This window comes from Methanoculleus chikugoensis (assembly GCF_900095385.1).
In the GTDB taxonomy this organism is placed as follows: Archaea; Halobacteriota; Methanomicrobia; order Methanomicrobiales; family Methanoculleaceae; genus Methanoculleus; species Methanoculleus chikugoensis_A.
The window spans coordinates 19354-44825 of sequence record NZ_FMID01000046.1 but is presented as its reverse complement, the minus strand read 5'-3'; the positions used below and the strand labels follow the sequence as shown (position 1 = coordinate 44825).

Genomic DNA, 25472 nt, shown 5'->3' with positions numbered 1-25472 from the left:
GAAACTCCTCCGAGAGTAAAGGAAGGTGATCCCGGCCGATGTATGAATGCACACCTGCACATGACGATATCCTCGAGCTCTCCGGCATCCTGGATGCGTTCGACGAGGGGCTGCTTATTATCGGCCCGGACAACCAGGTGGCCTGCATCAACAAGCACCTGCGGCACCTGCTCGGCATCACGCGTGACGTGCCCGACGGAACCGACCCGGATCGCTTCGCTCACCAGGCCCTGATACCCCGCATCTGCGGGGAGTCGGGCAGATCCGAGGTCGCTGCGTTTCTCTCCGGCCGCGCTTCGGCTGCCGAGCTCGTGTGTGTAATGCGGTTGCCCGACGGCGGCGAAGGACGGTTCCGCTGCTCGTGCCGGGCCGTTCATGAAGGCCCGCTTCGCGGCAGCCGACTCGTCCGCCTCTCTCCCGACACCTCCGGCCCCGGGACCGTCCCGGTCTCCGAAGCCCGTGCCTTCCGGGTCGACGGCCCTGGAAGGGGTATGGATACCGCAAAGAGGAGGCGGATCGAGGCGATACTGCGGGAGAGCGAAGACCGGTACCGGTTCCTCGTCGAGAACCTCAACGAGGGCATCGCACTGATCGACAGAGAGGGCATCGTGGTCTTTGCCAACCAGAAGATGGCCGACATCATCGGCTATTCGATCGCCGGGGTCATTGGAGCGCCGGTCTATGCGTTCGTCGATGAGAACGATGCCGGAGAGGTGAGGGAACACCTGCAGAGCCTTGGCCGGAACATGCGCGAGGTCTTCGAGTTTGAACTGGTTCGAAAAGGCGGCGGCCGTATCCATACACTGATAGCGACCACTCCCATCATCGACACCGGCGGCACCTGCCGCGGATTCCTTGCCGGCGTCCAGGACATCACCCCCTTGAAGCGGATGGAGGCAAAACTCCGCGAGAGCGAGGAGAAATACCGATCTCTCGTCGAACTCTCCGCCGAGGCGACCCTGATCCACCGCGACGGGAGGATCATCTTCATCAACCCCGCCGGCCTGAAATTGTTCGGGGCTTCACGCCCGAAAGAGGTGATCGGGATGGCGATCCTCGATATCGTCCACCCGGATACCCGGGATCTTATCGAGGCCTTCGCCGTGCGGGATCTCCAGGGCGTGGAGACGCCGCTTGTCGAACTCCTGGTCGTCAGGCTCGACGGGACGACGGTTCCCATCGAGGGAAGGGGGGCACGGACGATCTTTGAGGGGCAGCCTGCGGTTCAGGTCGTCATGCGGGACATCGGCCACCGGAAACAGGCGGAGGAGCAGCTGCAGGCGAGGAATCGGCATCTCCTTCTGCTTAACCGGATCATCGGGACATCCGCTTCGACCCATCTGCCGGGAGAACTGCTGGAGACGGCGCTCAGCCAGACACTCGATCTCCTCGGCTACGACGGCGGCGCAGTCTACCGCCTCGATTCCGGGCGGAAAGAGGCCGCTCTCCAGTGCCGGCGAAACATGCCGGATGCATGCCTGGAACTGGCAGAGACCGTTTTTGGAAGATCGTTTGCCGATTCCATAGCTCCCGGCCTTCCGTGTTACCTTGAACAGGACCGGGGCCCGAACGCCCCGGGATCCCGCCTTCTCCGGGAACTCGGGTTTGCCGCACTCGCCTGCATCCCGCTCGTCGTCGAGTCGGACGTCGTCGGGGCGCTCCTCATCGGAACCAGGGAGCGGGGATTCTTCTCTCACGACGAGCGTGCGCTCCTCGAAGCCGTCGGCCGCGAGATTGGGGCCGGCATCGTGCGGGGAATGCTCTACCGGAGGCTCGAAGCGGCAAACCGGGAGGCGAACCTCTACCTCGACATCCTCACTCACGATATCCGGAACGCGGATAACGTCGCAAACATCTACGCCGACCTCCTCATCGATGAGCTCGAGGGGGAGCCGGCCCGGCACGCCCGGAAACTGAAGGACGGGATCAGGAAGAGCATCGAGATCACCGCAAACGTCGCCACCCTCAGAAAGATCCAGGAGGGCCGGGACGGCCTTGCGCGGCAGAACCTCTACGACGTGATCCGGGGAGAGATCGCCCACTTCCCCGACCTCTGCATCCGGTATTCCGGGCAGCCCATGGAGGTCTTCGCCGACGACCTCCTCCCCGAGATCTTCACGAACCTTATCGGCAACGCCGCAAAGCACGGCGGGCCGGGTGTCGAGGTCACGGTGGCGGTCGATGATCTGGACGAAGAGACCGTCGTCGTCACCGTTGCCGACACCGGTCCCGGGGTTTCGGACGATCTGAAGGAGGCGATCTTCTTCCGGTTCGAGCGGGAGGGCGGCAGGCGGGGGAGCCAGGGGCTCGGCCTCTCGATCTGCCGGATGCTTGTCGCGCGCTACGGCGGCAGGATCTGGGTCGAAGACCGGGTCAGGGGGCATCCGGAGCAGGGTGCGGCGTTCCGGTTCACCCTCAGGAAAGCCGGACGCGGGGAAGGTGCCTCCGCCTGAGCGCTCCCGTGCATGCCGCTACGGACGATCGGGTTTATTCCTCCCATCGCAAACATTTCACCATGTATCGAATCGCTCCTCTTCTCGTTGTCTGTATCCTCCTCTCCGCCGGATGCCTTGCCGCAGACGACGAGCCTCCGGCTGAATCGGGTGTCAGCCTGATCGCCCCGGTTGACCCGATACCCATATTCGACGGCCAGGCAACCTACGCCGGGATCGTCGGTGCGGAGACGCCGCAGATCCGGGCAAACTACAGCATGGGATATGTCGCCATCGCACCGGGCAACGCGACGCCGCCGCACCGCCTGATCGGGACGGCGGAACTCGTCTACGTGCTCGATGGTGCTGCGGAGATCCGCTGCGATAACGAGACGGTGACCGCCCGCGAGGGAGAGACCGTGCTCCTGCCGGAAGGGGTGCTGCAGTCGATAGCCTCGGCCGGGGATGCCGATCTCCGCTACATCACCGTGAGCCAGCCGGCCTACACGCCCGAGATCGAGATCTCGGGGGACGGGCTTGATGCGGTCGACGTGAAGACGGACAGTGCGCCGTTCGTCGTCGCCGATCCCCGGGGAGGGATCGAGTGGAGCCTCGAATCCGGCGTGGCGGTCTACACCCTCATAAACCCGGTGCTGATGAACGAGACGGCGATCCCGGTCGGCTACAGCCTTGCATGCGTCGAACTCCTCCCGGGCGGATATCTTGGCTATGACGGGATTCTCGGTTCGTCCGATCTCCTCTATGTCATCGAGGGGGAGATCGAGGTCGCCACGCCCGACGGAGAGACGATACGGGTTCCTGCCGGGAGTGCCGCCTATGTCCTGCCCGACCAGGTGAAAGAGACCCGGAACGCCGCTGACTCGACGACGAGGCTTCTCTCGTTCATCGACCCGGCGTGGACGCCGGAGAAGACTGTTCTCTTTGAATAGATCCACTTCCTTTTTTCCCGGCACCCGTCCTCCGCAGTTTCATGGAGGATTGCCGGTATCCGGCCGGCCTATCCTGAGGGCGTTTGCGATGACCGCAAGCGAGAGCCCCATGTCCCCGAACGCCACCGCCATCCAGAGGGTGACCAGCCCGAAGACCGCGAGTCCGGCGATGCCGAGTTTCACCACGAGCGCCGCTATGACGTTTTGCCGGACGACCGAGACCGTCTTCTCAGAGAGGGCGACAAGGTAGGCGACCCTCGAAATGTCGTCCTCCATCACGACGATATCGGCCGCCTCGATCGCGACGTCTGAGCCTATCGCCCCCATCGCGACCCCGACGTTCGCCCGTGCAAGCGCCGGCGCGTCGTTCACGCCGTCGCCGACCATCACCACGAGCCCGTAACGGTCCATCAGCCGCTCGACCATCGTCACCTTGTCCTCGGGGAGAAGCCCGGCATGGCACTCGTCGATCCCGATGCGGCGGGCCACCGCCTCACCGACACGCTCGTTGTCCCCGGTGAGCATCACCGTCCTGATGCCCCGCGCCTGAAGAGCGGCAACCGTATTTTCCGCATCCTTCTTCACCACGTCCGAGAGAGCGATCAGCCCGATCACCCCTGAGGCGGTGCCGGCGAGGACGACGGTCTTCCCTTCGCTCTCCAGCCGGTCGTACGCCGCCCGCCATGCCCGGTCGTCGCTGTCGGCGAAGAGCGCAACGTTCCCGAGGGTGTAGGCCGCACCGCCGATCTGTCCCTGGACCCCTCTCCCGGCGATCGAGACGAACTCCTCGACGTCCCGCAGGACAGCGCCCTCCTCCTCTGCCCGCCGCCGGATCGCCTCCGCGATCGGGTGGCCGGAGCGCGACTCGAGCGACGCGGCAACGGCGAGAACCTCCGCCTCCGGGACCCCGAACCCTACCACGTCGTCCACCTCGAGCCTCCCGGTCGTGAGCGTCCCGGTCTTGTCGAAGACGACCACCTGGGCAAGCCCCACGGCCTCGAGCGAGTCCCTGCCCTTGATCAGGACGCCGTTATGCGCCGCGGTCGTGATCCCCGAGACCATCGAGACCGGGGTGGAGATCGCGAGCGCACAGGGGCAGGCGATGACGAGCAGGATCAGCGCCCGGTAGAACGCTTCGAGGAACGGGACGCTGAAGGCGAGCGGCGGCACGACGACGAGGAGGCCGGCAAGGAGGATGACCGCCGGCGTGTAGTAGCGGGAGAACCGCTCGATGAACGCTTCGGTGGGAGAGGTGTGGGCCTGGGCCTCCGCGACCAGGGCGGCGACCCGGGCTATCGTGCTCTCTTTTTCCGGTTTCGTCACCCGGACTTCGAGGTATCCGTCGAGATTCCGTGTCCCGGCGTAGACGCCGTCCCCGACCTCCTTTGCCACCGGGACGCTCTCCCCGGTGATCGCCGCCTGGTCGACCGACGAGGTGCCGGCAACGACGATGCCGTCGAGCGGAACGGTGTCGCCCGGTCTTACGATCGCGATCTCCCCGACGGTGACGATCGTCTCGCCGCCGTCCCGCCTGACCCGGGCGGTCTGCGGCGCGAGGTCGAGGAGCGAGGTTATCGAGCGTTCGGCCCTGCCGGCCGCGTACTCCTCCAGGAACTCGGCGACGGCGTAGAGATAGAGCACGGTCGCCCCCTCGGCGGGGTTTCCGGTCAGGAACGCTCCTGCCGCCGCGATGGATATGAGCACGGCGATGCTGAACCGGAGCCGGATGAGGGCGAAGAATCCGGCTTTCAGGACATCGTAGCCGGATATGACCGCGGCGGCGAGCAGCAGGGCCGTCCCGGCGAAGGGGTACGGGGTGAAGTACTCGACGAGCACCCCCGCGAGGAGGAGGACGCCCGAGACCCCGAAGACCGCGATCTCCCGGCGGCCGACGACCTGCCCGTGAGAGGCCCCGACCCGGCAGCGGGGGCAGGACGAACCTTCCTCATGCTCCGTCACGGCCCGCCTCCGGCCGGAGCCGTTCGGGCGCAGGTCTCCGTCATGATCGTACAACCTTAACTGCTTCTCACTTAAAGGGTGTCCGGGCGCATATCCGGATCTGTCGCCGGCGCGATTGCTCGAATGGGGGGTCGCCCTTTCACCGAGCAGAACCATTATGACGAGTTCGACCTAACTGATCGGAACGATCGCCCCCAGCACAGCATGCCCGGGTGACGGCCTGCCGTCAATCTCCGTCACCCTGCCCGACTCCCCTTCAGTGTTAAACCATGCCGTCACCAGACTTCACCGCGACCGCTCCGGACAACCATGACCTGCCTGCCGATGAGGCAATCCCCTGCAGAATCTGGATCAGCGGGCCCGACGGCGTGGCGCCTGCTCTCCGGAAGACGACGCTCGAAGAGCGCTCTGATCCCGCGTGGGCGGGAAACCTCCATCCGGAGGACGCCGGGAGGATGCTCGCCCAGTGGGAACGCTGCAACGACACCGGTCTTTTGTGGAGGTGCAACTACCGGATCCGGGATGTCGACGGCGGATATCGCACCATCGCGAGCAGAGGCATCCCGGTCAGGGACGCCGCGGGCAGGATCGTCCTCTGGGCGGGGGTCGACCTCGACGTCACCGGCCGGGACGAACCCTGCTGGCAGACGAGGGAACTCTGCACCCTCTCCGCGGTCGCCCGGGTGATCGAGGGCGGCGCCGATGTCGATGAGGTCTTCCGGGAGACGGCCGCCCTTCTGCCCCGCGGGTTCCGCCACCCGGAACTGGTGTCGGTGCGGATAGAGCCCGGAACCGCCGTTCCGGGACCCGGAAGGATTGTTGCCGGGATTGATACGGAAGGACATTCAGCCCGGCAGCTTGTGGTCGAGTGCCGGAGGGTTCCGGAGAGAGACGATCCGTTCCTGCCGCAGGAGCACGCCCTCGTCCGTGCCGTCGCCGCGATGCTCGGTGTGGCCGTCGCGCCGGTACACGCCGGGGCTGCTACATCCGGGCACCAGTACCGCCTCCTCTTCGATCAGATGCCGGGCGCCGGCCTCCTTCTTGAGATACTCCGCGATGCTTCAGAGAACCCTGCCGGCCTCCGGGTCGTCCGGATCAACCGCAAAGCCGCCGAAAGCCTCGGGCGTCCGCCGGAGGAGGTCGTCGGAGTAGACCTCCCGAAGGCTATTCCGGCGATCGGCACCGCTGCACTCGACCTCTTCTACCAGGTTGCCGCAACCGGGAGGACGGTGCACCGCGAGGTCTCGAGTCCGGAAATCGGCTCCTTCTACGAACTGAAGGTGTACCGGCCGCAGCACGACCGGCTCGTCGTCATTGCAGGAGACGTCACGGAACGGCGCAGGGCTGAAGAGATGCTGCGGGAGCAGCGGATCGCCCTGGACAACCGGGTGAGGGAACTTGCAACGCTTTACGCCGTGAGCAGCGTCATCGAGCGGCCGGGAAACTCGGTCGAAGAGGTTCTCCGGGACGTTGCCGCTCTCCTCCCGGTCGGCTGGCTCCATCCGGAAGATGCCGCCGCCCGGATCGTGGTCGACGGCCGGGAGTACCGGTCGGCCGGCTTTGTCGAGAGCCCCCGGCGGCAGGAGAGCCCGATCGTCGTCCGGGGGAGGATCGTCGGGAGTGTGGAGGTCTGCTACCGCCACCCGCGGCCTGAAGACGACGGTGCGCCGTTTCTCGTCGATGAACGCCGCCTGATCGATGCCGTTGCCGGGCGGCTCGGCCGGGTCATTGAGCGGATGCGGGCGAATGAGGCTCTCGCGAAGAGCGAAGAGAAGTACCGCCTTCTCTTTGAGCAGATGTTCGAGAGTTACACCCTCTATGAGGTTATCAGGGATGACGAAGGGAACCCTGTCGATTACCGTATCAGCGAGCTGAACGAGAAAGCGGCCGAGGTATTCGACCGCAGCCGGGAAGAACTGGTCGGGCAGCGACTCTTCGACATCTTCCCGGCGATCCGCGAGGGTGCCCGTGCTCTCTATGGGGAAGTCGCAGAGACCGGTCTTCCGGTGCAGCGGCGGTTGCAGGAGCCGAGAACCGGGCGATGGTATGATCTGCAGATCTACCGGCCGCGGGCCGGGATGCTGGCCGTCACGGGGCAGGAGATCACCGAACAGAAGAAAGCGGAACTTGCCCTGCGGGAGAGCGAAGAGCGGTTCCGGGGGATCTTCGAGCAGGCGGGAACCGGGATCGCGCTCGTCGACCCGGACGGACGGATCATGGAGGCGAACCCGGCGTTCGTGCGTATGTTCGGCTACGACGAGGATGAACTCTATGCTATGCGGTCATACGACCTGATCTACCCGCCCGACCGGGAGGAGGCCGGTTCTCTCCACCAGGAGACTGCTTTGATGAAGGGTCTCCGCCGGGAGAGGCGCTACCTGACGAAGGACGGCAGGATCGTCTGGGGACGGCTGACCATGTCGCTGCTTCACGACTCCGGGGAGGGAGGCCTGGTGATCGCGATGCTGGAGGATATCACCGACTGGCGGGAGATGCAGAACGCTCTCGCGGAGAGCGAGGAGCGGTTCCGCGAGATTGCGCAACGGAGCTTCGATATGATCTACACCTGTCACCGTGACCGGGGGATCACCTACATCTCCCCGGCGGTGACCCGCCTCCTCGGCTATACTCCCGATGAACTCATCGGCCACAGGTGTCACGACTATGTCGTCCCCTCGTCCCTCCCCGTCTGGGAGGAGGGACGAAAGAAGATCGCCCGGGGCGAACCGGTCGAGGGGATCGAGGTCGAGTTCCGCCGCAAAGACGGGTCGGTGGCGTTCCTCGAACTGAACGAGTCTCCGATCGTGGAAGACGGTCACGTTGTAGGGGTGCAGATTGTCGGCAGGGACGTCTCGGACCGGGTGCGCTACGAGGATATGCGGCTGCAGGCGTTCTACCAGATCGAGCAGAATATCGAGCAGTTTGCGGTTCTCGCGGACCATATCCGGCTGCCCCTGCAGGTGATCCTCGGTATGGCCGATCTGGCCGACGATGAGGTGATGTCGGCAAAGATCCGGGAGCAGGTTGAGCGGATCAACGCGATCGTCAGGCAACTTGACGAGGGATGGGTCGAGTCCCGTGACATCCGGGAGTTCCTCCGGAGGAACGAACTGGTGTAGCATCCTCTTCGGGGTCTGCCTCGATCCGCATGGGAGCACATCTCCTGATTCTCAGAATATAATCCTTGTTTTCTCTGAATTGCGTCATATCTGGGTTTTCCCCATCCAATACTTTAATGGCCCATTGGATGTATTAGTGAGATGAAACATGGGCGGATGGTCCGGGCCCGGCGTCGCACCACCACGGCAGGGTTCGGGCGGGACGTCCGGAAGCCGGCCCGCTGTTCCCTGCCCGCACCGGAAAGGAGCCATGCAGACCAACTCTATGCAGACAGATTCTTCGGCGCGTACAACCCGGAGCGGAGCAGAGAGCCGGTGGGGCCGCATAGAACAGGGGGCCGCGGAATCCGGCATCTGGCGATCGTTCATCGTCCTTACGGTGCTTCTGGCCGGTCTTGCGGCAACAGGCCTGTACAGTTTCCTCCTCTTCCACACGATCGCCGAATTCGTCGCCATCGCGATTGCGACGGGCGTCTTCATCGTGGCATGGAACGCCCGGACGATGCGGGAGAACGGCTACCTGCTGGTCGCCGGCACCGGGATGCTCTTCGTGGCCGGCATCGCACTGGTCCACACCCTCGCGTATGACGGCATGGGGATATTCGTCGGCTACGACGCAAACCTCCCGACGCAACTCTGGATCGCCTCGCGCTACCTCCTCGCCGGGACGCTGCTTGCCGCGCCTCTCCTGCTCCGGAGAAACCCCGGCTCCCGGGAGGTTTTTGCCGCGTTTTTCGGGGTCACCGTGCTCCTGCTCCTCTCGATCTTCGTCGTCCCGGTCTTTCCCGACTGCTACATCGTGGGTTCGGGGCTGACGCCGTTCAAGATCTGGAGCGAGTATATTATAGCGGCGCTGCTCGCCCTCGGGGCGGTCGCCGTCTACCGGGTGCGGGACGCCTTCTCGCCCCGGGTGGCGGCCCACCTGCTCGCGGCCGTCCTCGTGCTGATCGCCTCGGAACTTGCCTTTACGCTTTATATCAGCGTCTACGGGCCCTCAAACATGATCGGCCACCTCCTGATGGTGCTCTCGTTCGGGCTTATCTACGTCGCGTTCGTCGAGACGGGGATCCGGCAGCCCTATGCGCTGGTCTTTACCGGCCTGAAATCGAGTGAAGAGCGGCTCAGGCGGGAGAAGAACCGGCTCGCGCAGTACCTGGACATCGCCGGAGCCCTCTTCGTCGTCCTCGATGGAGACGGGCGGGTCGCCCTCATCAACCGCCGGGCGTCCGAGGTTCTCGGCTGCCCGGCGGATGCGGCCGTGGGCGAGGCCTGGGCCGAGCGGTTCATCCCGCCGGCGGAGCGGGAGCGTTTCCGTGCGCTTTTTGCGGAGTTGAGAGAGGGCGAGACCGGGGGGAATGAGCGCGTGAAGATGCCGGTCGTCGCTACAGACGGCGGAGAACGGATCATCGCGTGGCACAACACCGTGCTCCGTGACGAGAATGGTGCCGTCTGCGGGATCCTGAGTTCCGGAGAAGATATCACCGAACAGCAGCACGCCGAGGAGGCGCTTGTTCAGGCAAACGCGAAGTTGAACCTTCTCGCCGGGATCACCCGCCACGACATTCTCAACCAGATCACCGTCGCACGTGCTTATATCGAGTTTGCCGGGGAGGACAGCGAGAATCCCGGGGTTCAGACCTGTCTGGAGCGTGCTCATGCCGCCGTGGACGAGATTCAGAAGCAGATTGAGTTCAGCCGGGACTACCACGACATGGGGGTGAAGGCGCCGGTCTGGCAGAAGCCGCAGGACCTTGTCGCGGAGAGCGTCTCCTATCTCGCCCTCCCGACAGGGATCGACGTCCGCGCCGACCTCTCGGGCCTTGAGATCTATGCGGACCCGATGGTGAAGAAGGTCTTTTACAATCTCATCGACAACGCCGTCCGCCACGGCGGAAGCGTGACGGAGGTCCGGTTCTCGTGCACGAGGGCCGGGCCGGACCTGCTGATCCTCTGCGAGGATGACGGCACCGGCATCCCGGACGGCGAGAAGGAGGCAATATTCCGCGAGACCTATAAGCGCCGGTACGGCCACGGGCTCTTCCTGGTCGCGGGGATCCTCGGGATCACCGGGATGACGATCCGGGAGACCGGTAGATCCGGGACGGGTGCCAGGTTCGAGATCATCGTGCCGAACGGAGCATACCGGTTCGAGGGCGAGAGGGAATAGGAGCCCCGGATCTTCCCCTTGGCCGCGAAATCCTCATATGCCCCGGCGGCCAAGTCTCCTCCACCGAAAACGGCAGCCGTGCTCCGGGGGCTCGGGTGGTGGTGAAGGATGGAAGGGAACGGACGACCGGGTAAAACGGCGGAAGATCTTGAATGGGGGAGCGGTCCGTTCTTCGGGGCACTTGTCGTCCTTGCTATCCTGTGCGTCATCGCGCTCGGGTTCCTTCACTGGAACAACCTGATCGACGAGACGCACCTTGCTGCGTTTCCCCGGGAAGGGTCTGTGGACGCCGCTTCCGTGACGCATCTCACCGAAGGCGATTTCCGGGACCACCCGGCGCTCGGCGCGCTGATCCTCGATGGGAAGCGTGTTCTGGTCTCGAAAGGCCCCCTGTTCGATGCGCTCCTCTGGCTCGATCCCCGTTCTTCGTATAGCCCGTTCGGAAAAGAACATGAAAAGTGCAGCTCGCTCCGCATAACGACAGAGGAGATGCGGCGGATTCTCGCGAAGTATGCCCTCTGCGAATGGAACGGAACCGTCTACGGCGTGGCGCAGAGTGCGTGACGGCAGGCACAGAAACGATATATAGTGCCCTCTCCCCTCTTCTTTCATGTATCACTCAGCCGGAGGTGCGACGAGAACTGTCTGCCTCGCGTGCATCCTCCTCCTTGCCGCGGTTATCCCGGCGTCGGCGGCCGGCGATATGAACACCGGGCGTTATGTCGTCCACTGGTTCAACGGCGACGGCGCGGAGGTCTCCTTCGACGGCGAGTATAAGGGAACGATCGTCGATACCGAGTTTGTCGTGGCGGTGGATCCGGCGGCCCCGCCCGCACGGAAGTATACCGTCCGTGATGGAGACCGCCTGATGTATACCGGGTTCATCGAGCGAGCCCCGGCCGCCGGAGAGACGATCGACCTCTTCCCGCAGCGCTATCAGGTCGAGCAGCCCGCCCCGGACGCGGAGGTGAACGAGACCGGCTGGTACCTGATCTACGGTCCCGACGGCGAGGAGATCTCCATCGACGGTGCATTCGCGGGCGTCGTCGAGGGCGGGACCCTCCGGGTCGCGGTGAACACCACACTCCCGCCTCCGGAAGAGTTCGTCTTCAGCGATAAGGAGAGAGGGACGATGTCGCGGCACCAGTTCCCGTCGTTGCCGCCGCCGGGAGGGACGGTTCACGTCTACACCCGGGTGCAGCCCTCACCCCACTTCTCCGTCTCGGCGACGCCGCCCACCACCTCTCCGGCGGAGACGGTGCCCACCCCGCTCCCCGGATTCAGTGCGGCGGGGGCGATTGCGGGACTGCTGGTTGCCGCGAGATCCCTCGAAAAGAGGTGAATCCTCTTCAGTGCTCTTTTCTGAGCAGAATCCAGTGGTAGCCCCAGACGACGAGCCCCACCACGACCTGCGCCACGCTCCCGGGAAGTTCGGGATGGTACTGCGGCACCGGGTAGGGCTGGGGGGCCGGGTAGACGAAGACCTCGATCCCGATCGCGATGAGGCTCACGGCACCCAGGATCGCGACGATGAGCGCGATGAACGAGACGGCGTAGAGGTAAACCCTCCACGCGGTGAGGCCCTCCTCCGGTGCCATCCTACCTCCTCCTTCGCGCAAGCACCGCGATTCCGGCACCGAAGAGCCCGGCGGCGGCAAGTGCGGCCTCAAACCCGGGTGTGTACGTCGGCGTCGGCGCACCGCTGCTCTGCACCCTGAACTGCCCTACCTGCGCGGAGGACGGCTTCGTGGGGGTCGGGGCCGGGGTCGGAAACGGGAGAGCGACCGGCGACGTGCTCTTCGCGGGGCTGAAGACCGAACCGTCGGCGAGGATCACCTGCGGTTGTGGGGCCAGGGTGATCCGGCCGGTGCTGGTCGCGAAGGCCGCGCCGTCCTCGACGAGCCGGATGCGGATCTCGTAATCGTAACCGTTCGGCACCGTGATGCTCACCTTCTTCGTGGCCGAGTCTCCCGGAACCGTCCCGAGCGGCCGGGACTCGCGGACGGCCGTGATCCCCGTCTGGAGGTTGACTGCCCGGATCTCCATCACGAGGTTCCCGGAAGAACCGCCGCTATTTGCGATCCCGGTGATGATGTCGAGCGTGATCGGGTCGGCGTCGATATCCGGAGTCATGACGTCGATCGCGGAGACGGTGAGGAGCGAGTAGGCCAGTCGCTGCGTGGCGACCGTCCTGTCGGGGAGGAAGACGTTCACCGAACCGGACTCCCGCATACGCCCGTCCTGCCATATCGTCACCCAGATGTCGTAACCCCGGCCGTTCTCGAGCGTGAGCGTGACCTCCTCCTTCGCCGTCTTCCCCGAGACCAGGGTGCCGATGGAACGAACCGTCTCTCCGACGACGATATCCGTCCCGGCCTCTTTTGCAACGACCTGGAGGTCGACGCCGTCCACATCCGCGTAGACCGCATCGAGGTAGGGGACCGCCGTGACCCGGGTGACGTTCGACGGCGGCTGACCGTCCGGGATGCTGACGTCGACGCTCCGGATCGTTACGTAGCCCGCTGGAGGCTGGGACGACGTGCACCCAGCCGCGAGCACCAGGAAGAGAAGCACGGCGACCGCTGCCGTACCGAATAGCCTTCTCATATCAATCAGAAGAACCTTCAGGCCGGCGGGAGAAAAGGTTTTTGCATAGCGACCTTCTTCAGGAGGTCTTAAGGATGAAGGACGGTCGAGCAGTTCTGGATACCCGTTATCGAAGTCCCCCGGCCTGCCGGTGCCCGAATGCCTGCCATGGGTAGGTTCGATTTTTTTCGTGGTTTACCATCGCCTTATCTCCCAACCCTCCCTATACTCTGTCGTCGAACACCGAAACGGGGTATGAGCATGGCCCTTATCCTCGGAGGACGTCGCTGCAGGACTTATGATTGGTGCCGCGCGAGGGCCGATACGCAGTCCAGTGCCCGATTCACGACGCATCTTAGGGCTCTGTCGGAATAATCGTGACGCCTTAGAGACCGGAATCGCGATCATCACCTGAAGTGTAGACGATTGTCACAGAAAACGTTAATAAGAGGGTGTCATAGTCTGCAGTAGAACGCTGCCGGACAGGCCCTGGTGGGAGTGTAAAATGATACGAACGGAGAGCCTCACGAAGGTATACAATGGAAATCCGGCCGTCGACGGCCTGGATCTGGAAGTCGGGGAAGGCGAGATATTCGGCTTCCTCGGCCCGAACGGAGCGGGGAAGAGCACGACGATCCTGATGCTCACCGGCATGATCGAGCCCACCGGCGGCCGGTGCTTCGTCGACGGGATCGAGGTTGCAAAAGACCCGCTGAACGTAAAGAAGATCATCGGTTACCTCCCCGAAGACGTCGGGTTCTACGGGAACATGACCGGCGAGCAGAACCTGGACTACTTCGCCCGGTTCTACGGGATGGATGCGAAAACAAGAAAGGAGCGGATCGCCGAACTGCTCGAACTCGTCCACCTCGACGGCGTCGCCCAGAAGGCCGGAGAGTACTCCCGCGGTATGAAGCAGCGGCTCGGGCTAGCTCAGGCACTGATCAACGATCCGAAGGTGCTCTTCCTCGACGAACCGACGGCGAACCTCGATCCCGAGGGTGTCCGGGAGTACCGGGAACTCGTCACGCACCTCGCCGGCGAAGGGAAGACGATCTTCGTCTCCTCCCACATCCTCTCCGAGGTCAGGGAGGTCTGCCGGACCGTGGGGCTGCTCGCGAAAGGAAGACTTGTCGCGCAGGGGACGCTCGAAGAAGTCGCCCGGGCGCTGGCACCCTCAGACGGCGACGCCGTCCGTATCGTCATCGAGACCCGGGAGCACCTGCCGGCGATCGACGACCCCGCGATCATCTCCGTCGAAGGGAACGCCAACCGTGCGGTCGTCCGGGCAAAGGCCGATATCCGGGACCGGCTTTCCGCGGCCCTCTTCGAACAGGGGGTGCATGTCCGGGAGATGCGCCTTGAGGAGCCCGAGATCGAGGACGTCTTCATGGCGGCCTACCGGAGGTGAGACGATGGCACTCGATCGATTGCTCAACGTAGCACGAAAAGAGTTCTCCGACCACATCACCAGCAGGCGCTTTGTCATCATTCTCGGCCTGCTCCTCGTGATATCGACGATCAGCATCTACGACGGCATCGAGAACTATAACAACAGCCTGGAGGCGTATACCGAGCAACTCCGGCAGATGGAGGAGTTTGACGACCCGTACAGAAACTGGATGCCCCAGAAACCCTCGATCATGTACGTCTTCATCTCCATGATGAGTTACATGACGATGCTCGGCGGCATCCTTGCCATCGCCATCGGGTTCGACCTGGTCTCAAAAGAGAAAGAGACCCGGTCGCTGAAGTCGCTCCTCTCCCACCCGGTCTACCGCGACGAGATCATCAACGGCAAGGCGCTCGGGGGCATCGGTGCGCTCGGGTTCGCCATGGCGCTCGCTCTTGCCATTGCCATCGCCATGCTCCTCCTCTTCTCGGTCGTCCCGACGGCGGAGGAGTTTGCCGCCATCCTGGTCTTCGGGGCGGTCTCGCTCGGGTTCCTGCTCGCCTACTTCGCCGTCGCGCTCACGATGTCGACGGTCGCGAAGGAGAGCGGGAACGCGCTGATCTACACCCTCGTCATATTCTTCGCCGTCTCCTCGCTCCTTCCCATGTTCGGGGCGATGGCCGCGAACGCTTTCGCGGGCGACCCGCCCGAGCCCCCTGAAATGGGTCCCATGCCCAAAGGAGTCGTGCGGACCTCGAGCAGCGGGGGGTATTCTACCACCACCGTTGCGCAGAGCGTGGTCTACGGCGGAACCGAAGACCCGGAGTGGAAGGCATACGAAGAGGAGATGAAGACCTATATCGAGAAACGGAGGCTCATCAGCGATATCTCGAACCTCCTCTCGCCGCAGATGAACTACTACACCGTCGCGATAGCGGTGACGAACCCACAGCTTTCCTCGATGATCGCGTCGCCTTACGACACGGCACCCGAGGAGAAGCCCGGCCTTGCCGGTGCTCTCGGCCGGGTCTGGATGAACATCGCCGCGCTCATCGTCTTCCCGTCGGCCTTCTTCGCAGCGACCTACGTGAAGTTCATGCGGATGGATATCAGGTGAGACGATGACCGGCAGAAGAACATCTATATGTATCCTTCTCGTGCTCCTCCTCGCCGCGTCGGCCGTCCCGGCAGTTTCGGCCGCACAGGGCGGGACGCTCTCGACGGAGATCCGGTGCGACTTCCCCGGCGAGGTGATCGAGGCGGGCGATACTGCCGTATTCGACCTTGCGGTCACGAACCGCGGCGATACCGGGACATGCCTCCTCAACTACTGGACGTTCCGCGGCACCGACAACTGGAAGATCCGGTTCGAGGCCGACGATCGCGAGGTCTACCGGATGCTGATCCCGGCCGGCGAGACGAAGACCGTCCGCCTGGTGGCCGAGACATCCGGCCATGCCGCGGTGGGGGAGTACCCCATCCGCGTGGGCATCGGCGAAGGCACGGTCTGGGTCTACGTTAAGATCACGAAGACGCACAGCGGTGAAGTGGGAACGCTTGAAGCCACCGTGGTGGACAAGGAAGGTAACGTGGTGAAAGGTGCCGACGTCGGTCTCTACGACCGTGATACCAGGATCGAAGGGATGCTTGCGACTGCTGAAGGCAAGGTCTCCATCGGCGCCCCGATGGGCACCTACACAGTAAAGGTCACCCGGCCCGGATACCGGGAATGGGAGAAGAAGAATGTCGAGATCCGGATCGGCCAGACGGTCGACCTCGGGATCGTGCCGCTCGAGAAAGAGAACTTCTTTGCCGAGGTTCGGGTGAAGTCCCCATCCAGGATCGTGGCGATCGGCTCGAACCCGCAGTATGAGATGACCCTGAAGAACACCGGCAGGAACGACGATACCTACACTCTCTCCGTCGAGGGCCTCCCCGAGCAGTGGTACGCCCGGTTCAAGGAGAGCAGCGGCGCCACCGAAGAGGTCTCGGAGATCTACGTCCCGTCAGGCGAGGAGAAGACCCTGTACCTTGATCTCATCCCGCCCTACTCGGTGGACGTCGGCGAGTACAACTTCACGGCGGTGATCGGATCCTCGGCCCGGCAGTACGAGGAAGACCTGACGCTCCGGCTCCGGGGGTCGTACGATCTGCGGACCTATGCGAAGAGTTACCGCCACGAGATCAACCGCGGCGACACCCTCACGTTCGATATGACGGTAACGAACGCCGGTGTCGGGGGAGCGTTGACCAACATCGGGATCAACATGAGCGCACCGGAAGGGTGGCGGGTGACCGTCGACCCGGCATCGGTCGCGAGCCTTGAGGCCGGCGAACGGGCGACGGTGCAGGTGACGGTGATCCCGCCCGCCGATATCGTCGCCGGTGAATACAAGGTCGTCGCGCTGGCAAAATGCGACCAGGACGAAGAAGAGGACGAGTACCGGATCGTGGTGAAGGAACAGTCCTACGTCGCGGTGCTCGGCATCCTGGTGATGGCCGGGATCGGTGCGGGGCTCTGGTATATGTTCAGGAAGTACGGGCGGCGGTAGGAAGAAGACCTGCCGCTCGTCTCTTTTTTTGGCAGGCCGTCATCCATACCGGACGTGCTCCTCCGGGACCGCCATCTCGAACCGCGCCCCTCTTCCGGGCTCGCCCGTCTCCCGGATGGCGATCCCCGTGATCGAGAGAACTTCTTTCACCAGGAAGAGCCCGAGCCCCGTGTGGCTCCCGAAACCCCGTTCGAATATCCGCTCCTTGTGCTCTCCGGGGACACCGACCCCGTTATCCTCCCAGACTATCCGGGCTCCGCCGCCGTCCGGCACGACCGTGACGCGGATCTCGGTCACCGTCTTGCCGTGCCGCACGGCATTCTCCAGGAGATTGAAGAAGACGGAAGAGAGGAGCGGGTCGGCATAGACGGAGAGCCCGTTGAGCTCGGTAGAGATCCGGATCCCGATCGGCCGTAGGGCTTTTGAGGCGCCCGTGACCAGGGGCTCGACGGGGAACCACCGGGGAGCCCGGATGCCGAGATCCTGGTAATCCCGCGTGAACCCGATCTGCGACCGTATTATCTCGATCGCGGCCTGCTGCTTCTCGAAGGCGGCGACGACGGCCGGATCGAGCGGCTGGTCCCGGAGGAGGGCGATATGCCCGAGCACCACCGTGACCTGGTTCAGGATATCATGCCGCACGATGCTGTTCATCAGGGTCAGTTTCTTGTTGGCCTGGATGAGCGCCGCCTCGGTCTGCTTCCAGGCGTCTATGTCATGGATTGCGTAGTCGATTGCAACCGGGCGTCCGTCGTTCCCGTAAACGGGGATCGTGCAGGCTTCAACCCAGATGTAGCGCCCGTCCTTCCGGCGTATCCGGAAGACGTACGGCTGGCTGGCGCATGCGTCCCGTTCCTGGAGCAGGGCGAAGAATGTCTTCCGGTCGTCGGGGTGGATCAACTGCCTGATGAAATCCGGCTCACTCAGGATCTCCTCCCGGGTGTACCCGGTCAGACTCTCGCACGAGGGGCTGATGTACTCGATTGCCTGCGGCTTCGTCGTAGCACGGATGTAGCAGTCGTGCGACCGCTCCACGAGGCTCCTGAACCGCTCCTCGCTCTCGCGCAGTCTCTCCTGGGCGCGAATCCGGGAGAAGAGATCGGCAAAGAGGTTGCCGACAATCTCAAGCAGCGTATGGTCTTCATCCGACCAGGCCCGCGCCTTGCGGGTGGTCTCAAACCCGACGACCCCGAGGATCTCGTCGGCGTTCGCGATCGGCACCAGGATGATCGACATAACTCCGTACCCCCGGAGAAAGTCGCGCTCCGCCGCTGCCTCCTGTGGGAGATCGGCAATATCGGAGATGCAGATCGACGTCCGTGCCCTGATCTGCTCCATCCCCCAGGAGATCACGCCGGCGGGCAGGTTCTGCAACACGTCTATCTGCGGCTCTACCCCCTCCGCACACCACTCGTGAGTGTTCTCTGCGCTGGTGAGGTCGGGGGAGAAGCGGAAGATGTAACTCCGGTCGACATCGAGGAACAACCCGAGCACCCGGAGCGTCTCTTCGAGAGTGCCGTCGAGGTCTGCCGGATCGAGGCCGATGAACTTCGTGGAGATCGAACTTACCACCTGTTCGAGGTCTACCCGGTGCTGGATCTGCGCTTCCATCCGTTTCGACTCGGTGATGTCCCGCAGAGACTCGATTGCCCCGGAGAGCCGCCCCTGCGCATCGTAGAGCGGCGATGCTTTCGCCCAGAGACAGACCTCCTCCCCTGTGGGGGGAGAAGTGATATGGACTTCCCGTGCGATGCTCTCGCCGCCCACCCGGGAGAGGACGGTCTCCGCCACCAGCGGGGACCGGAGTCCGGGCACCGCCTTGCAGACGGCTTCCAGCCCCGCTCCGATGATCCGGCTCTTTGTGACCCCGGTCACCTCTTCGATTGCCCGGTTCCAGATAGTGACCTTCCCCGCGCGGTCGAGCACAAACGTCGGGTCGGGAAGAAAGTTTATGATGCCCCGGAGGTTTGCCTGGTAATCCTCCATCTCGCGGCACTGCGCTTCGAGCGCCTCCTGCCCCGCTCTCGCCTCCTCGAACGCCGCGGTCACCTCCTCGTGCGCCGCGTTCAGGTCTTCCTCGAACCGTTTCCGGTCGGTGACATCGATCATCGACGCAACAAAGCGGTCCGTCCCCGGGATGGAACCGATCGTCAGGTGCATATCCTTCCGTCTGCCCTGTCGGTCGACCAGCCGGAACTCATAGGTGCCCGGCATCGAGTCGGGTTCAGTCCGCCGCTGCCGGTGGTAACTCGTCAGCCGCTCCAGGTCTTCGGGAGCGACGAAGGTTGTCCAGGAGATCTTTCCTTCCACTTCTTCCCGGGAATAGCCGGAAAGGCGGGCGGCCTCGCTGTTTATGAGGGAGATCGTCATGTCCCCCTCGATGATGATGGTGGCGGAGCCGGTATGCTCGAAGACGCTCCGGTACAGGTCCCCGGCCCGCTGTACCTCCTCCTCGGCTTCTTTTCTCCGGACTGCCTGGAGGATCATGTTCTGGAGTTCGGCAAACTGTGCGGAGGGGTTGCCGCCTTTCTGGAGGTAGAAGTCCGCCCCGTTGTTGAGCGCCTCGATGATGACCTCCTCGCGGCCGCGGCCGGAGAAGATGATGAACGGTATTGAAAAGCCCCTGCTGCGGACCTCCTTTAAGAGTGTGATACCGTCCATCTCCGGCATCTCGTAGTCGGCAACGATAGCGTCGTAGGGGGCTTCCGAGAGCATATCGAGAGCCTGTAGCGGTGACGACGTCGTCTCGACCTGCATGTCTCCGGACTGCTCCAGGTAGATCCGGTTCAGTTCGAGAAGCGTCGGTTCGTCATCGACTACAAGAATTCGATACATGCACCACCTTATTGTTGAGGGTAGTCGATATATATCTTAAGCATTTTGATTCGGCAACGGCATTGATATTCCTGGAAAATAATGGAAATTTTGTAGGTTTCGGGCCGGCGCCATCAGCCGGGGAGGTCTTTGCATTCGTCGAGGACACCAACTCCGGAAATCCTTATCTCGGCGTGTGGCATCATCCGGCGATGGTATGACTGCCGTATGTATTGATACGAACCTCTTCCTCGAACTCTACGGGTCCGACGAGTCTCCGGAAGAGATCATTGCGGATATCGCTGCGCTGGCGGTGCACCTTGCCTTTCCCGACATCATCATCGACGAGTTTCTCCGCAACCGGTCGCGCATTCTCGACCGCATCGTGGACGATATGCGGCGACGGGAGTCCGGCGAGCTTCGCCTGCCGTCTGTCATCCGTAGCTATCCGAATGTTGCTTCGTTGCAGCGCGCCGCCGAGGAGTACAACATGGCTATCGGCGCCCTCTGCGACGATATCGAGAGCATGATTATAGACCCTGCCGCCGATCCGGTTGCCCGGGCGTTCAACGCCCTCTTTGGCGATCCTGCCGTGCGGATCTTTCACCGGACCGATGAACTCGTCACGCGGGCTCACCGCCGCAAACTTCTCGGCAACCCCCCAAAGAGCACCGGGACAGATACCATCGGCGACGAACTCATCTGGGAGACGCTGCTCGCCAACCTCGAGGAAGACCTGATCTTCATCAGCCGGGACCGGACCTACCGCAACCACGCTGCTTACCTCGTACGGGAGTACCGGGAGAGGACCGGCAGCACTCTCACAATCACCGACAGGGTATCCGACGCCCTGGCGCTCGTCGGGAGGCCGCCGTCGCCAGCGCTGATCGGGCTCGAAGGCGGGGAATAGCACGCCGGATCGTCACTCGATATACGAGAGAACCTTTCGCTTCACCGGACCCTTGCTTGCGATGGTGCTGTAGGCCCACCGTGCAACCCTGCCGAGGAGATCCTCCCGGCTCAGTTCCAGAAAGAGGGTGAGGGAGGGGTTGAACTTGGACTTGAAGAGGTTCAGGTTCTCGTTGTTCGCCCCGACATTCTCCATCTGCCGGTATCCCTCATCCTTTGCCTTCTGGAGGAGCAGCCACTGCAGGAATTCGTTGCCGGGCATCGCGGTCATCTTCGGTGCTCCCATCCAGAGGGTGAAGGCCTTGTATTCCTGGGTCGCCTGCACGCCCGTTACGGCGCCTTCGTCGTCGTAGAGGTAGTAGAGCCCGAGTTCGTCGGGGTATGCCCGGAAGAGTTCCTCGAAGTAGGCGCAGCTGATCATCGGTATGTTCATCTCGGGGTCGCTGAACCGCTCCGCGACCGTTGAGTAGAAGATCGAGATGTCGGTGCTCTTCTCGAGGCGGTAGCCGTTCTTCTCGACCTTTCGCAGTTTTGTCCGGAGGTTGGAGGAGAAACTGTTCCAGATCTCGTCGAGCGGCGGATCGAGGGCGATCAGGTAGGTGAAATGAAGCCGGGTCTGGTACCCCTCCCTGAGAAACCGTCGAACATCGATGAAACCCGGAACCTGGGTTATGGAGAGGTAGTTCGGGGCCAGGGCCGCAAACTCGCTCTCGAGATCGTCACCGACCAGTTTGAGCATCGATTCCTTCTTGCTCTGCTTGGCGGTGTCGTAACGGCGTCCCATGACGAACCCGAGGTACGGTACCACCGACTGGAGCGGGGGTGGGGAGAGGAGAATGTTGATCCCGTGCGTCTGCTTCCGGAAGAGCGGCATGACGGCGATCAGCTCGTTGCCCTTGAAGACTCCGTAGGGGAGGAACCGAAAGCCGGTATGCTTCTGTGTTATCTTCATGAAGTCCCATTTGTGGAAGAGGCGGCCGGAGGCGCTTTCGTCTACGAATGTGTCCCATGTTTCCCTATCGTCGATAAGCCCTGTTGTCATGCTCTCCCTCCCTGCTCCGGTTCGCCTGCAGGGTCGTGCGGATTATCCATCCTCAACGATATATACGTTTCCCGGCAGGGGGTGACCTGTGGCGGTGCCGGATTTCCCGCTGTGCTCGCCGGAGAGATCCCGACCGGGGAGATTTCACGGGATCAAAACGTTCAAATTGCCGTGGGCACCACATAAATTGCGTATTCATCTACGGAAGCGAATGTTTGCCTCTCCACAGCGAGGATGAGTGATAGAGGATGTTCACGGATCGGGGACTGGAACGCTATCAGCGGCAGATTGCGCTCTTTGGCGTTGAGGCGCAGGAACAGCTTGCACGAGCCCGTGTCGTCATCGTCGGTGCCGGCGGGCTCGGGTGTCCGGTTGCTCTCTATCTTGCCGCCGCCGGTATCGGCGAGATCCGGCTGGTCGACGGGGACATTGTGGACCGGACCAACCTGAACCGGCAGGTGCTCCACGGAGATCGTGACGTCGGGCGAGCAAAGGTCGAGTCGGCGGCCGGGAAACTCCGGGCGCAGAACCCGGAGATCAGGGTTGTCGCCACCTGCACGACCGTCGACGACGAGAACGCCGCTCTGCTCGTGAGCGGGGCCGATCTTATCGTCGATGCCGCCGATAACTTCGCGGTGCGCTACACCCTCAACCGGGTGGCGCTTCAAGCCGGCGTGCCTCTCGTCCACGGGGCTGTCAGGGGGTTCGACGGGCAGGCGACAACGATCATCCCCGGCCGGACGGCCTGCCTCGAGTGCATCTTCCCGGTAGCCCCGCCCGTCGAGGCCGTCACCCCTGTGGTCGGCACTACGCCCGGGATCATCGGGCTTATCCAGGCAAACGAGGCGATCAAGTATATCACCGGCACCGGTGATCTCCTCACGGGCCGGCTTCTCGTCTGGGATGGGCATGCCGCCACGATGACGACGCTGCCGGTCGAGCGGCAGGAAGACTGCAGCGCGTGCGGGATCGGTCGGTGTTGAGGCGAGGAGAAGAGATGCAGGTTCGGGTCAGGGCGTTTGCCCGGTTGCGGGAGGCAATTGGGGGCGATCTCATGCTGGAGGTCCCTCCAGGGGCGACGATGAGCATGCTGCTTGCGGCGGTCGGGGAGACCTCGGAGCAGGCAGAGGAAGCGCTCTTTGAGGAGAGCGGCGAACTCCGGGGATATGTGATACTGATGCACAATGGTAAGCGCGTGCGGCGTGCGGAGGCCATGACGCTCACGCTTGCCGACGGGGACGAGGTCGCCCTCTTCCCGCCGGTAGCGGGGGGATGACGGAGGAGGCCGGAATGATCAGCGTAACGCAAGACGATTTTGATGTGAACGAGGTGATTGGCCGGGTAAGGAGGCCCGATATGGGGGCTCTCGTCACCTTTCTCGGCGTCGTCAGGGGCGACGGCGGAATCGACGTGATGGAACTTGAGGCCTACGAGGAGGTCGCGGTGAGGGAACTGGAGGCGATCCGGGATGAAGCATTTGCAAACTATCCCATAACAGCCGTCGAGATCATCCACCGGACCGGACGGCTCCGGGTCGGCGAGAACATCCTCCTCATCGTCGTCGGGGCCGGCCACCGGAAGGAGGCTTTCGATGCCTGCGAGTACATCCTTGAGCGGATCAAGCGGAGCGTGCCGATCTGGAAGAAGGAGATCGGGGAGGACGGCGAACGCTGGGTGCCGGGCGAGTCCCACGGGGGCGATGCATGATCCGGCTGCAGTCGTGCCGGAAGGCTTACTCGAAGGAGACCCAGCGCACGGTTCCGCCCGAGGAGACACTTGCCCGGGCGCGGGCGAAGCTCCCGGCGGCGGGGATCACCCGGATCGCCGACATCACGAACCTCGACCGGATCGGCATCCCGGTCTTCTCGAGCATCCGGCCGACCGCCGGGGCCGGAGCGATATCGGTCTACAACGGGAAAGGCGCCACTCCTATCGAGGCGGAGGTCTCCGCCGTGATGGAGGGGATCGAGCGCTACTCGGGCGAGATGGATGGTCGGGAGACGGTCGTCGGGCGGTACAGCGAGGTCTCGGCCCGGAAGATGGCTATCGACCCGGCGGACCTGATCCTGCCCGATCGGGTTCCGCCCGATATAGCCGTCCCCTGGGTCCGGGGATACGACATTGTGCAGGAGGCGGAGGTGCTCGTTCCCGCCCACGCGGTCTACCACCCCCTCCCGATGACCTATGGACGTCTCTTCCGGACCAACACCAACGGGCTTGCTTCCGGAAACACCCTCGAGGAGGCGACCTTCCACGCCCTGATGGAGGTGGTCGAGCGCGACGCCTGGTCGCTTGTGGAGGTGACCCGGAACACCGGCCCCCGGATTGAGGGGATCGACGACGGGCTCGCCGCCGGCCTGCTCGGGAAGTTCGCGGCTGCCGGTGTCGAGGTGACACTCAAGGATATCACGAGCGACATCGGGATCCCCACGGTGGCCGCGGTGGCCGACGACGTCGTGCTCAAGGACCCCACACTCCTCACGATCGGGATGGGGTCGCATACGAGCGCCCATATCGCGGTCCTCCGGGCGCTCACGGAGGTTGCGCAGAGCAGGCTGACCCAGATCCACGGCGCGAGGGAGGATACCGATACGGCGGACATAAGAAAGAGGATCGGCTACGACCGGACGAAGCGGCTGAACCGGCACTGGTTCGCGGAGAACGAGACGGTCCGGTTCCCGGAGATGCCGTCGTTCGACAGCGACGACTTCCTCACCGACATCAACCACGTCGTCGACCGGCTCGGTGCTGTCGGGCTCTCCCGGGTGATCGTGGTCGACCTCACGCGGCCGGAGATCGGCATCCCGGTCGTCCGGGTGATCGTGCCGGGGCTGGAGATGTACGCGATGGACCAGGACCGGATGGGCAGGAGGTGCCGTGATGCACGAAGTCGTCGTCTTCCTCGGTCCCAGCTGTGACCGCGAGACTGCCCGGGCAATCCTCGACGCCGATTACCGTCCTCCGGCAAAGCGGGGCGACATAACCCGGGCTGCCGAAGACGGAGCCCGGATCATCGGGCTCATCGACGGCGTCTTCTTCCAGGACTGCGCCGTCGCCCACCGGGAGGTCCTCGCCGCGCTCCGGGCCGGGGTGCGGGTCGTCGGCGCCTCCAGCATGGGGGCGCTCCGGGCCGCGGAACTCGACAGCCTCGGGATGGAAGGGGTCGGGGAGATCTACCGGGCTTACCGGGAGGGGAGACTCGTCGCCGACGACGAGGTGGCGCTCCTCTTCGACCCTGAGACGTTTATTCCGCTCTCCGAGCCGCTTGTGAACATCCGGGCAACCATCCAGCAGGCGCTTGAGTACAACGTGATCGGCGCCGATGCAGCCCGGGGCCTTCTCGAGGCCGCCCGGGGGCTCTACTTCCCCGACCGGACCTACGATGCGGTCGTCGAGGCGGCTGAAGGAAAGGCGGACCCGGAGGACCTCGCCCGTTTTCTCGCGTTTGCCGGGGAGCACGCCGTCGACCGGAAACGTGAGGACGCTCTGCTCGCGCTCGAATATATCGGGGATATCCGCGGGAAGCATTGAACCGCGCGGTTCAATTTT

Annotated in this window: 20 protein-coding genes; 15 read left to right on the top strand and 5 right to left on the bottom strand. The window is 63.6% G+C overall.

Features of this window, described 5'->3' with window-relative positions; all coding sequences use genetic code 11:
• Positions 1–38 precede the first annotated feature (38 nt).
• Both L21_RS09610 and L21_RS09605 read left to right on the top strand, forming a co-directional pair.
• Complete coding sequence (locus L21_RS09610; protein ID WP_074370264.1) at positions 39–2453, top strand: PAS domain S-box protein; 2415 nt, start codon at positions 39–41, stop codon at positions 2451–2453.
• Between the two features lie 62 nt (positions 2454–2515).
• The gene (locus L21_RS09605; RefSeq protein WP_074370263.1) at positions 2516–3382 is read left to right on the top strand and encodes a cupin domain-containing protein; all 867 of its coding nucleotides are present in this window, start codon (positions 2516–2518) and stop codon (positions 3380–3382) included.
• A gap of 39 nt (positions 3383–3421) precedes the next feature.
• On the opposite strand, the gene L21_RS09600 is transcribed toward L21_RS09605, so the two are convergent.
• Positions 3422–5395, bottom strand: coding sequence for a heavy metal translocating P-type ATPase (locus L21_RS09600; protein ID WP_256712939.1), 1974 nt, complete (start codon positions 5393–5395; stop codon positions 3422–3424).
• Positions 5396–5610: 215 nt separating this feature from the next.
• Here L21_RS09600 and L21_RS09595 point away from each other — a divergent pair, with 215 nt between their 5' ends.
• The 4 genes from L21_RS09595 (at position 5611) to L21_RS09580 (ending at position 11969) form a co-directional block, all read left to right on the top strand.
• The gene (locus L21_RS09595) at positions 5611–8460 is read left to right on the top strand and encodes a PAS domain S-box protein (RefSeq protein WP_074370261.1); all 2850 of its coding nucleotides are present in this window, start codon (positions 5611–5613) and stop codon (positions 8458–8460) included.
• A 250-nt stretch (positions 8461–8710) separates the two neighbouring features.
• A complete protein-coding gene (locus L21_RS09590; protein ID WP_074370260.1) occupies positions 8711–10627 on the top strand; it encodes an MASE3 domain-containing protein in 1917 nt (638 codons plus the stop codon).
• 108 nt (positions 10628–10735) lie between these two features.
• A complete protein-coding gene (locus tag L21_RS09585; protein WP_074370259.1) occupies positions 10736–11191 on the top strand; it encodes a hypothetical protein in 456 nt (151 codons plus the stop codon).
• 46 nt (positions 11192–11237) lie between these two features.
• A complete protein-coding gene (locus L21_RS09580) occupies positions 11238–11969 on the top strand; it encodes a hypothetical protein (protein ID WP_074370258.1) in 732 nt (243 codons plus the stop codon).
• A gap of 7 nt (positions 11970–11976) precedes the next feature.
• Here L21_RS09580 and L21_RS09575 read toward each other — a convergent pair whose 3' ends face one another.
• Together L21_RS09575 and L21_RS09570 are read right to left on the bottom strand one after the other, a co-directional pair.
• The gene (locus tag L21_RS09575) at positions 11977–12225 is read right to left on the bottom strand and encodes a DUF5671 domain-containing protein (protein WP_074370257.1); all 249 of its coding nucleotides are present in this window, start codon (positions 12223–12225) and stop codon (positions 11977–11979) included.
• 1 nt (position 12226) lies between these two features.
• Positions 12227–13234 carry a DUF7490 domain-containing protein gene (locus L21_RS09570; protein ID WP_074370256.1) on the bottom strand — a complete coding sequence of 336 codons (1008 nt, stop codon included), beginning with the start codon at positions 13232–13234 and terminating at the stop codon, positions 12227–12229.
• 484 nt (positions 13235–13718) lie between these two features.
• Here L21_RS09570 and L21_RS09565 point away from each other — a divergent pair, with 484 nt between their 5' ends.
• Genes L21_RS09565 through L21_RS09555 form a run of 3 tightly spaced genes read left to right on the top strand, consistent with a single transcriptional unit; the run spans position 13719 to position 17158 of the window.
• Positions 13719–14624, top strand: a complete 906-nt coding sequence (locus L21_RS09565) for an ABC transporter ATP-binding protein (RefSeq protein WP_074370255.1) — start codon at positions 13719–13721, stop codon at positions 14622–14624.
• A 4-nt stretch (positions 14625–14628) separates the two neighbouring features.
• The gene (locus L21_RS09560; RefSeq protein WP_074370254.1) at positions 14629–15723 is read left to right on the top strand and encodes an ABC transporter permease; all 1095 of its coding nucleotides are present in this window, start codon (positions 14629–14631) and stop codon (positions 15721–15723) included.
• Between the two features lie 4 nt (positions 15724–15727).
• A complete protein-coding gene (locus tag L21_RS09555) occupies positions 15728–17158 on the top strand; it encodes an NEW3 domain-containing protein (RefSeq protein WP_074370253.1) in 1431 nt (476 codons plus the stop codon).
• Between the two features lie 39 nt (positions 17159–17197).
• Here the strand turns inward: L21_RS09555 and L21_RS09550 are convergent, their stop codons facing one another.
• Positions 17198–19993 (bottom strand): PAS domain S-box protein, encoded by a 2796-nt coding sequence (locus L21_RS09550; protein WP_074370252.1) that lies wholly within the window; start codon positions 19991–19993, stop codon positions 17198–17200.
• Between the two features lie 196 nt (positions 19994–20189).
• Between L21_RS09550 and L21_RS09545 the strand changes: the two genes are divergently transcribed.
• Entirely contained in the window at positions 20190–20882 is a 693-nt protein-coding gene (locus L21_RS09545; protein WP_074370251.1) for a PIN domain-containing protein, read from the top strand.
• Between the two features lie 12 nt (positions 20883–20894).
• On the opposite strand, the gene L21_RS09540 is transcribed toward L21_RS09545, so the two are convergent.
• Positions 20895–21923, bottom strand: a complete 1029-nt coding sequence (locus L21_RS09540) for a GNAT family N-acetyltransferase (protein ID WP_074370250.1) — start codon at positions 21921–21923, stop codon at positions 20895–20897.
• A 248-nt stretch (positions 21924–22171) separates the two neighbouring features.
• Here L21_RS09540 and L21_RS09535 point away from each other — a divergent pair, with 248 nt between their 5' ends.
• Genes L21_RS09535 through L21_RS09515 form a run of 5 tightly spaced genes read left to right on the top strand, consistent with a single transcriptional unit; the run spans position 22172 to position 25454 of the window.
• Positions 22172–22906 carry a HesA/MoeB/ThiF family protein gene (locus L21_RS09535; protein WP_074370249.1) on the top strand — a complete coding sequence of 245 codons (735 nt, stop codon included), beginning with the start codon at positions 22172–22174 and terminating at the stop codon, positions 22904–22906.
• A gap of 14 nt (positions 22907–22920) precedes the next feature.
• The gene (locus L21_RS09530; RefSeq protein WP_074370248.1) at positions 22921–23199 is read left to right on the top strand and encodes a ubiquitin-like small modifier protein 1; all 279 of its coding nucleotides are present in this window, start codon (positions 22921–22923) and stop codon (positions 23197–23199) included.
• 14 nt (positions 23200–23213) lie between these two features.
• The gene (locus tag L21_RS09525) at positions 23214–23630 is read left to right on the top strand and encodes a molybdenum cofactor biosynthesis protein MoaE (RefSeq protein ID WP_074370327.1); all 417 of its coding nucleotides are present in this window, start codon (positions 23214–23216) and stop codon (positions 23628–23630) included.
• Positions 23627–24841, top strand: a complete 1215-nt coding sequence (locus tag L21_RS09520) for a YcaO-related McrA-glycine thioamidation protein (RefSeq protein WP_074370247.1) — start codon at positions 23627–23629, stop codon at positions 24839–24841. Before L21_RS09525 ends, L21_RS09520 begins: the two co-directional genes overlap by 4 nt.
• Positions 24804–25454, top strand: a complete 651-nt coding sequence (locus tag L21_RS09515; RefSeq protein ID WP_074370246.1) for a TfuA-related McrA-glycine thioamidation protein — start codon at positions 24804–24806, stop codon at positions 25452–25454. Before L21_RS09520 ends, L21_RS09515 begins: the two co-directional genes overlap by 38 nt.
• The last annotated feature ends 18 nt before the right edge of the window (positions 25455–25472 follow it).

Excerpts from the sequence above, each read along its gene's own strand:
- L21_RS09585 (WP_074370259.1), top strand. The coding sequence starts at position 10,736 with ATGGAAGGGAACGGACGACCGGGTAAAACGGCGGAAGATCTTGAATGG.
- L21_RS09525 (WP_074370327.1), top strand. The coding sequence starts at position 23,214 with ATGATCAGCGTAACGCAAGACGATTTTGATGTGAACGAGGTGATTGGC.
- L21_RS09540 (WP_074370250.1), bottom strand. The coding sequence starts at position 21,923 with ATGACAACAGGGCTTATCGACGATAGGGAAACATGGGACACATTCGTA.
- L21_RS09560 (WP_074370254.1), top strand. The coding sequence starts at position 14,629 with ATGGCACTCGATCGATTGCTCAACGTAGCACGAAAAGAGTTCTCCGAC.
- L21_RS09580 (WP_074370258.1), top strand. The coding sequence starts at position 11,238 with ATGTATCACTCAGCCGGAGGTGCGACGAGAACTGTCTGCCTCGCGTGC.
- L21_RS09545 (WP_074370251.1), top strand. The coding sequence starts at position 20,190 with ATGACTGCCGTATGTATTGATACGAACCTCTTCCTCGAACTCTACGGG.
- L21_RS09570 (WP_074370256.1), bottom strand. The coding sequence starts at position 13,234 with ATGAGAAGGCTATTCGGTACGGCAGCGGTCGCCGTGCTTCTCTTCCTG.
- L21_RS09610 (WP_074370264.1), top strand. The coding sequence starts at position 39 with ATGTATGAATGCACACCTGCACATGACGATATCCTCGAGCTCTCCGGC.
- L21_RS09520 (WP_074370247.1), top strand. The coding sequence starts at position 23,627 with ATGATCCGGCTGCAGTCGTGCCGGAAGGCTTACTCGAAGGAGACCCAG.
- L21_RS09590 (WP_074370260.1), top strand. The coding sequence starts at position 8,711 with ATGCAGACCAACTCTATGCAGACAGATTCTTCGGCGCGTACAACCCGG.
- L21_RS09595 (WP_074370261.1), top strand. The coding sequence starts at position 5,611 with ATGCCGTCACCAGACTTCACCGCGACCGCTCCGGACAACCATGACCTG.
- L21_RS09535 (WP_074370249.1), top strand. The coding sequence starts at position 22,172 with ATGTTCACGGATCGGGGACTGGAACGCTATCAGCGGCAGATTGCGCTC.
- L21_RS09605 (WP_074370263.1), top strand. The coding sequence starts at position 2,516 with ATGTATCGAATCGCTCCTCTTCTCGTTGTCTGTATCCTCCTCTCCGCC.
- L21_RS09550 (WP_074370252.1), bottom strand. The coding sequence starts at position 19,993 with ATGTATCGAATTCTTGTAGTCGATGACGAACCGACGCTTCTCGAACTG.
- L21_RS09515 (WP_074370246.1), top strand. The coding sequence starts at position 24,804 with ATGCACGAAGTCGTCGTCTTCCTCGGTCCCAGCTGTGACCGCGAGACT.
- L21_RS09565 (WP_074370255.1), top strand. The coding sequence starts at position 13,719 with ATGATACGAACGGAGAGCCTCACGAAGGTATACAATGGAAATCCGGCC.
- L21_RS09555 (WP_074370253.1), top strand. The coding sequence starts at position 15,728 with ATGACCGGCAGAAGAACATCTATATGTATCCTTCTCGTGCTCCTCCTC.
- L21_RS09575 (WP_074370257.1), bottom strand. The coding sequence starts at position 12,225 with ATGGCACCGGAGGAGGGCCTCACCGCGTGGAGGGTTTACCTCTACGCC.
- L21_RS09530 (WP_074370248.1), top strand. The coding sequence starts at position 22,921 with ATGCAGGTTCGGGTCAGGGCGTTTGCCCGGTTGCGGGAGGCAATTGGG.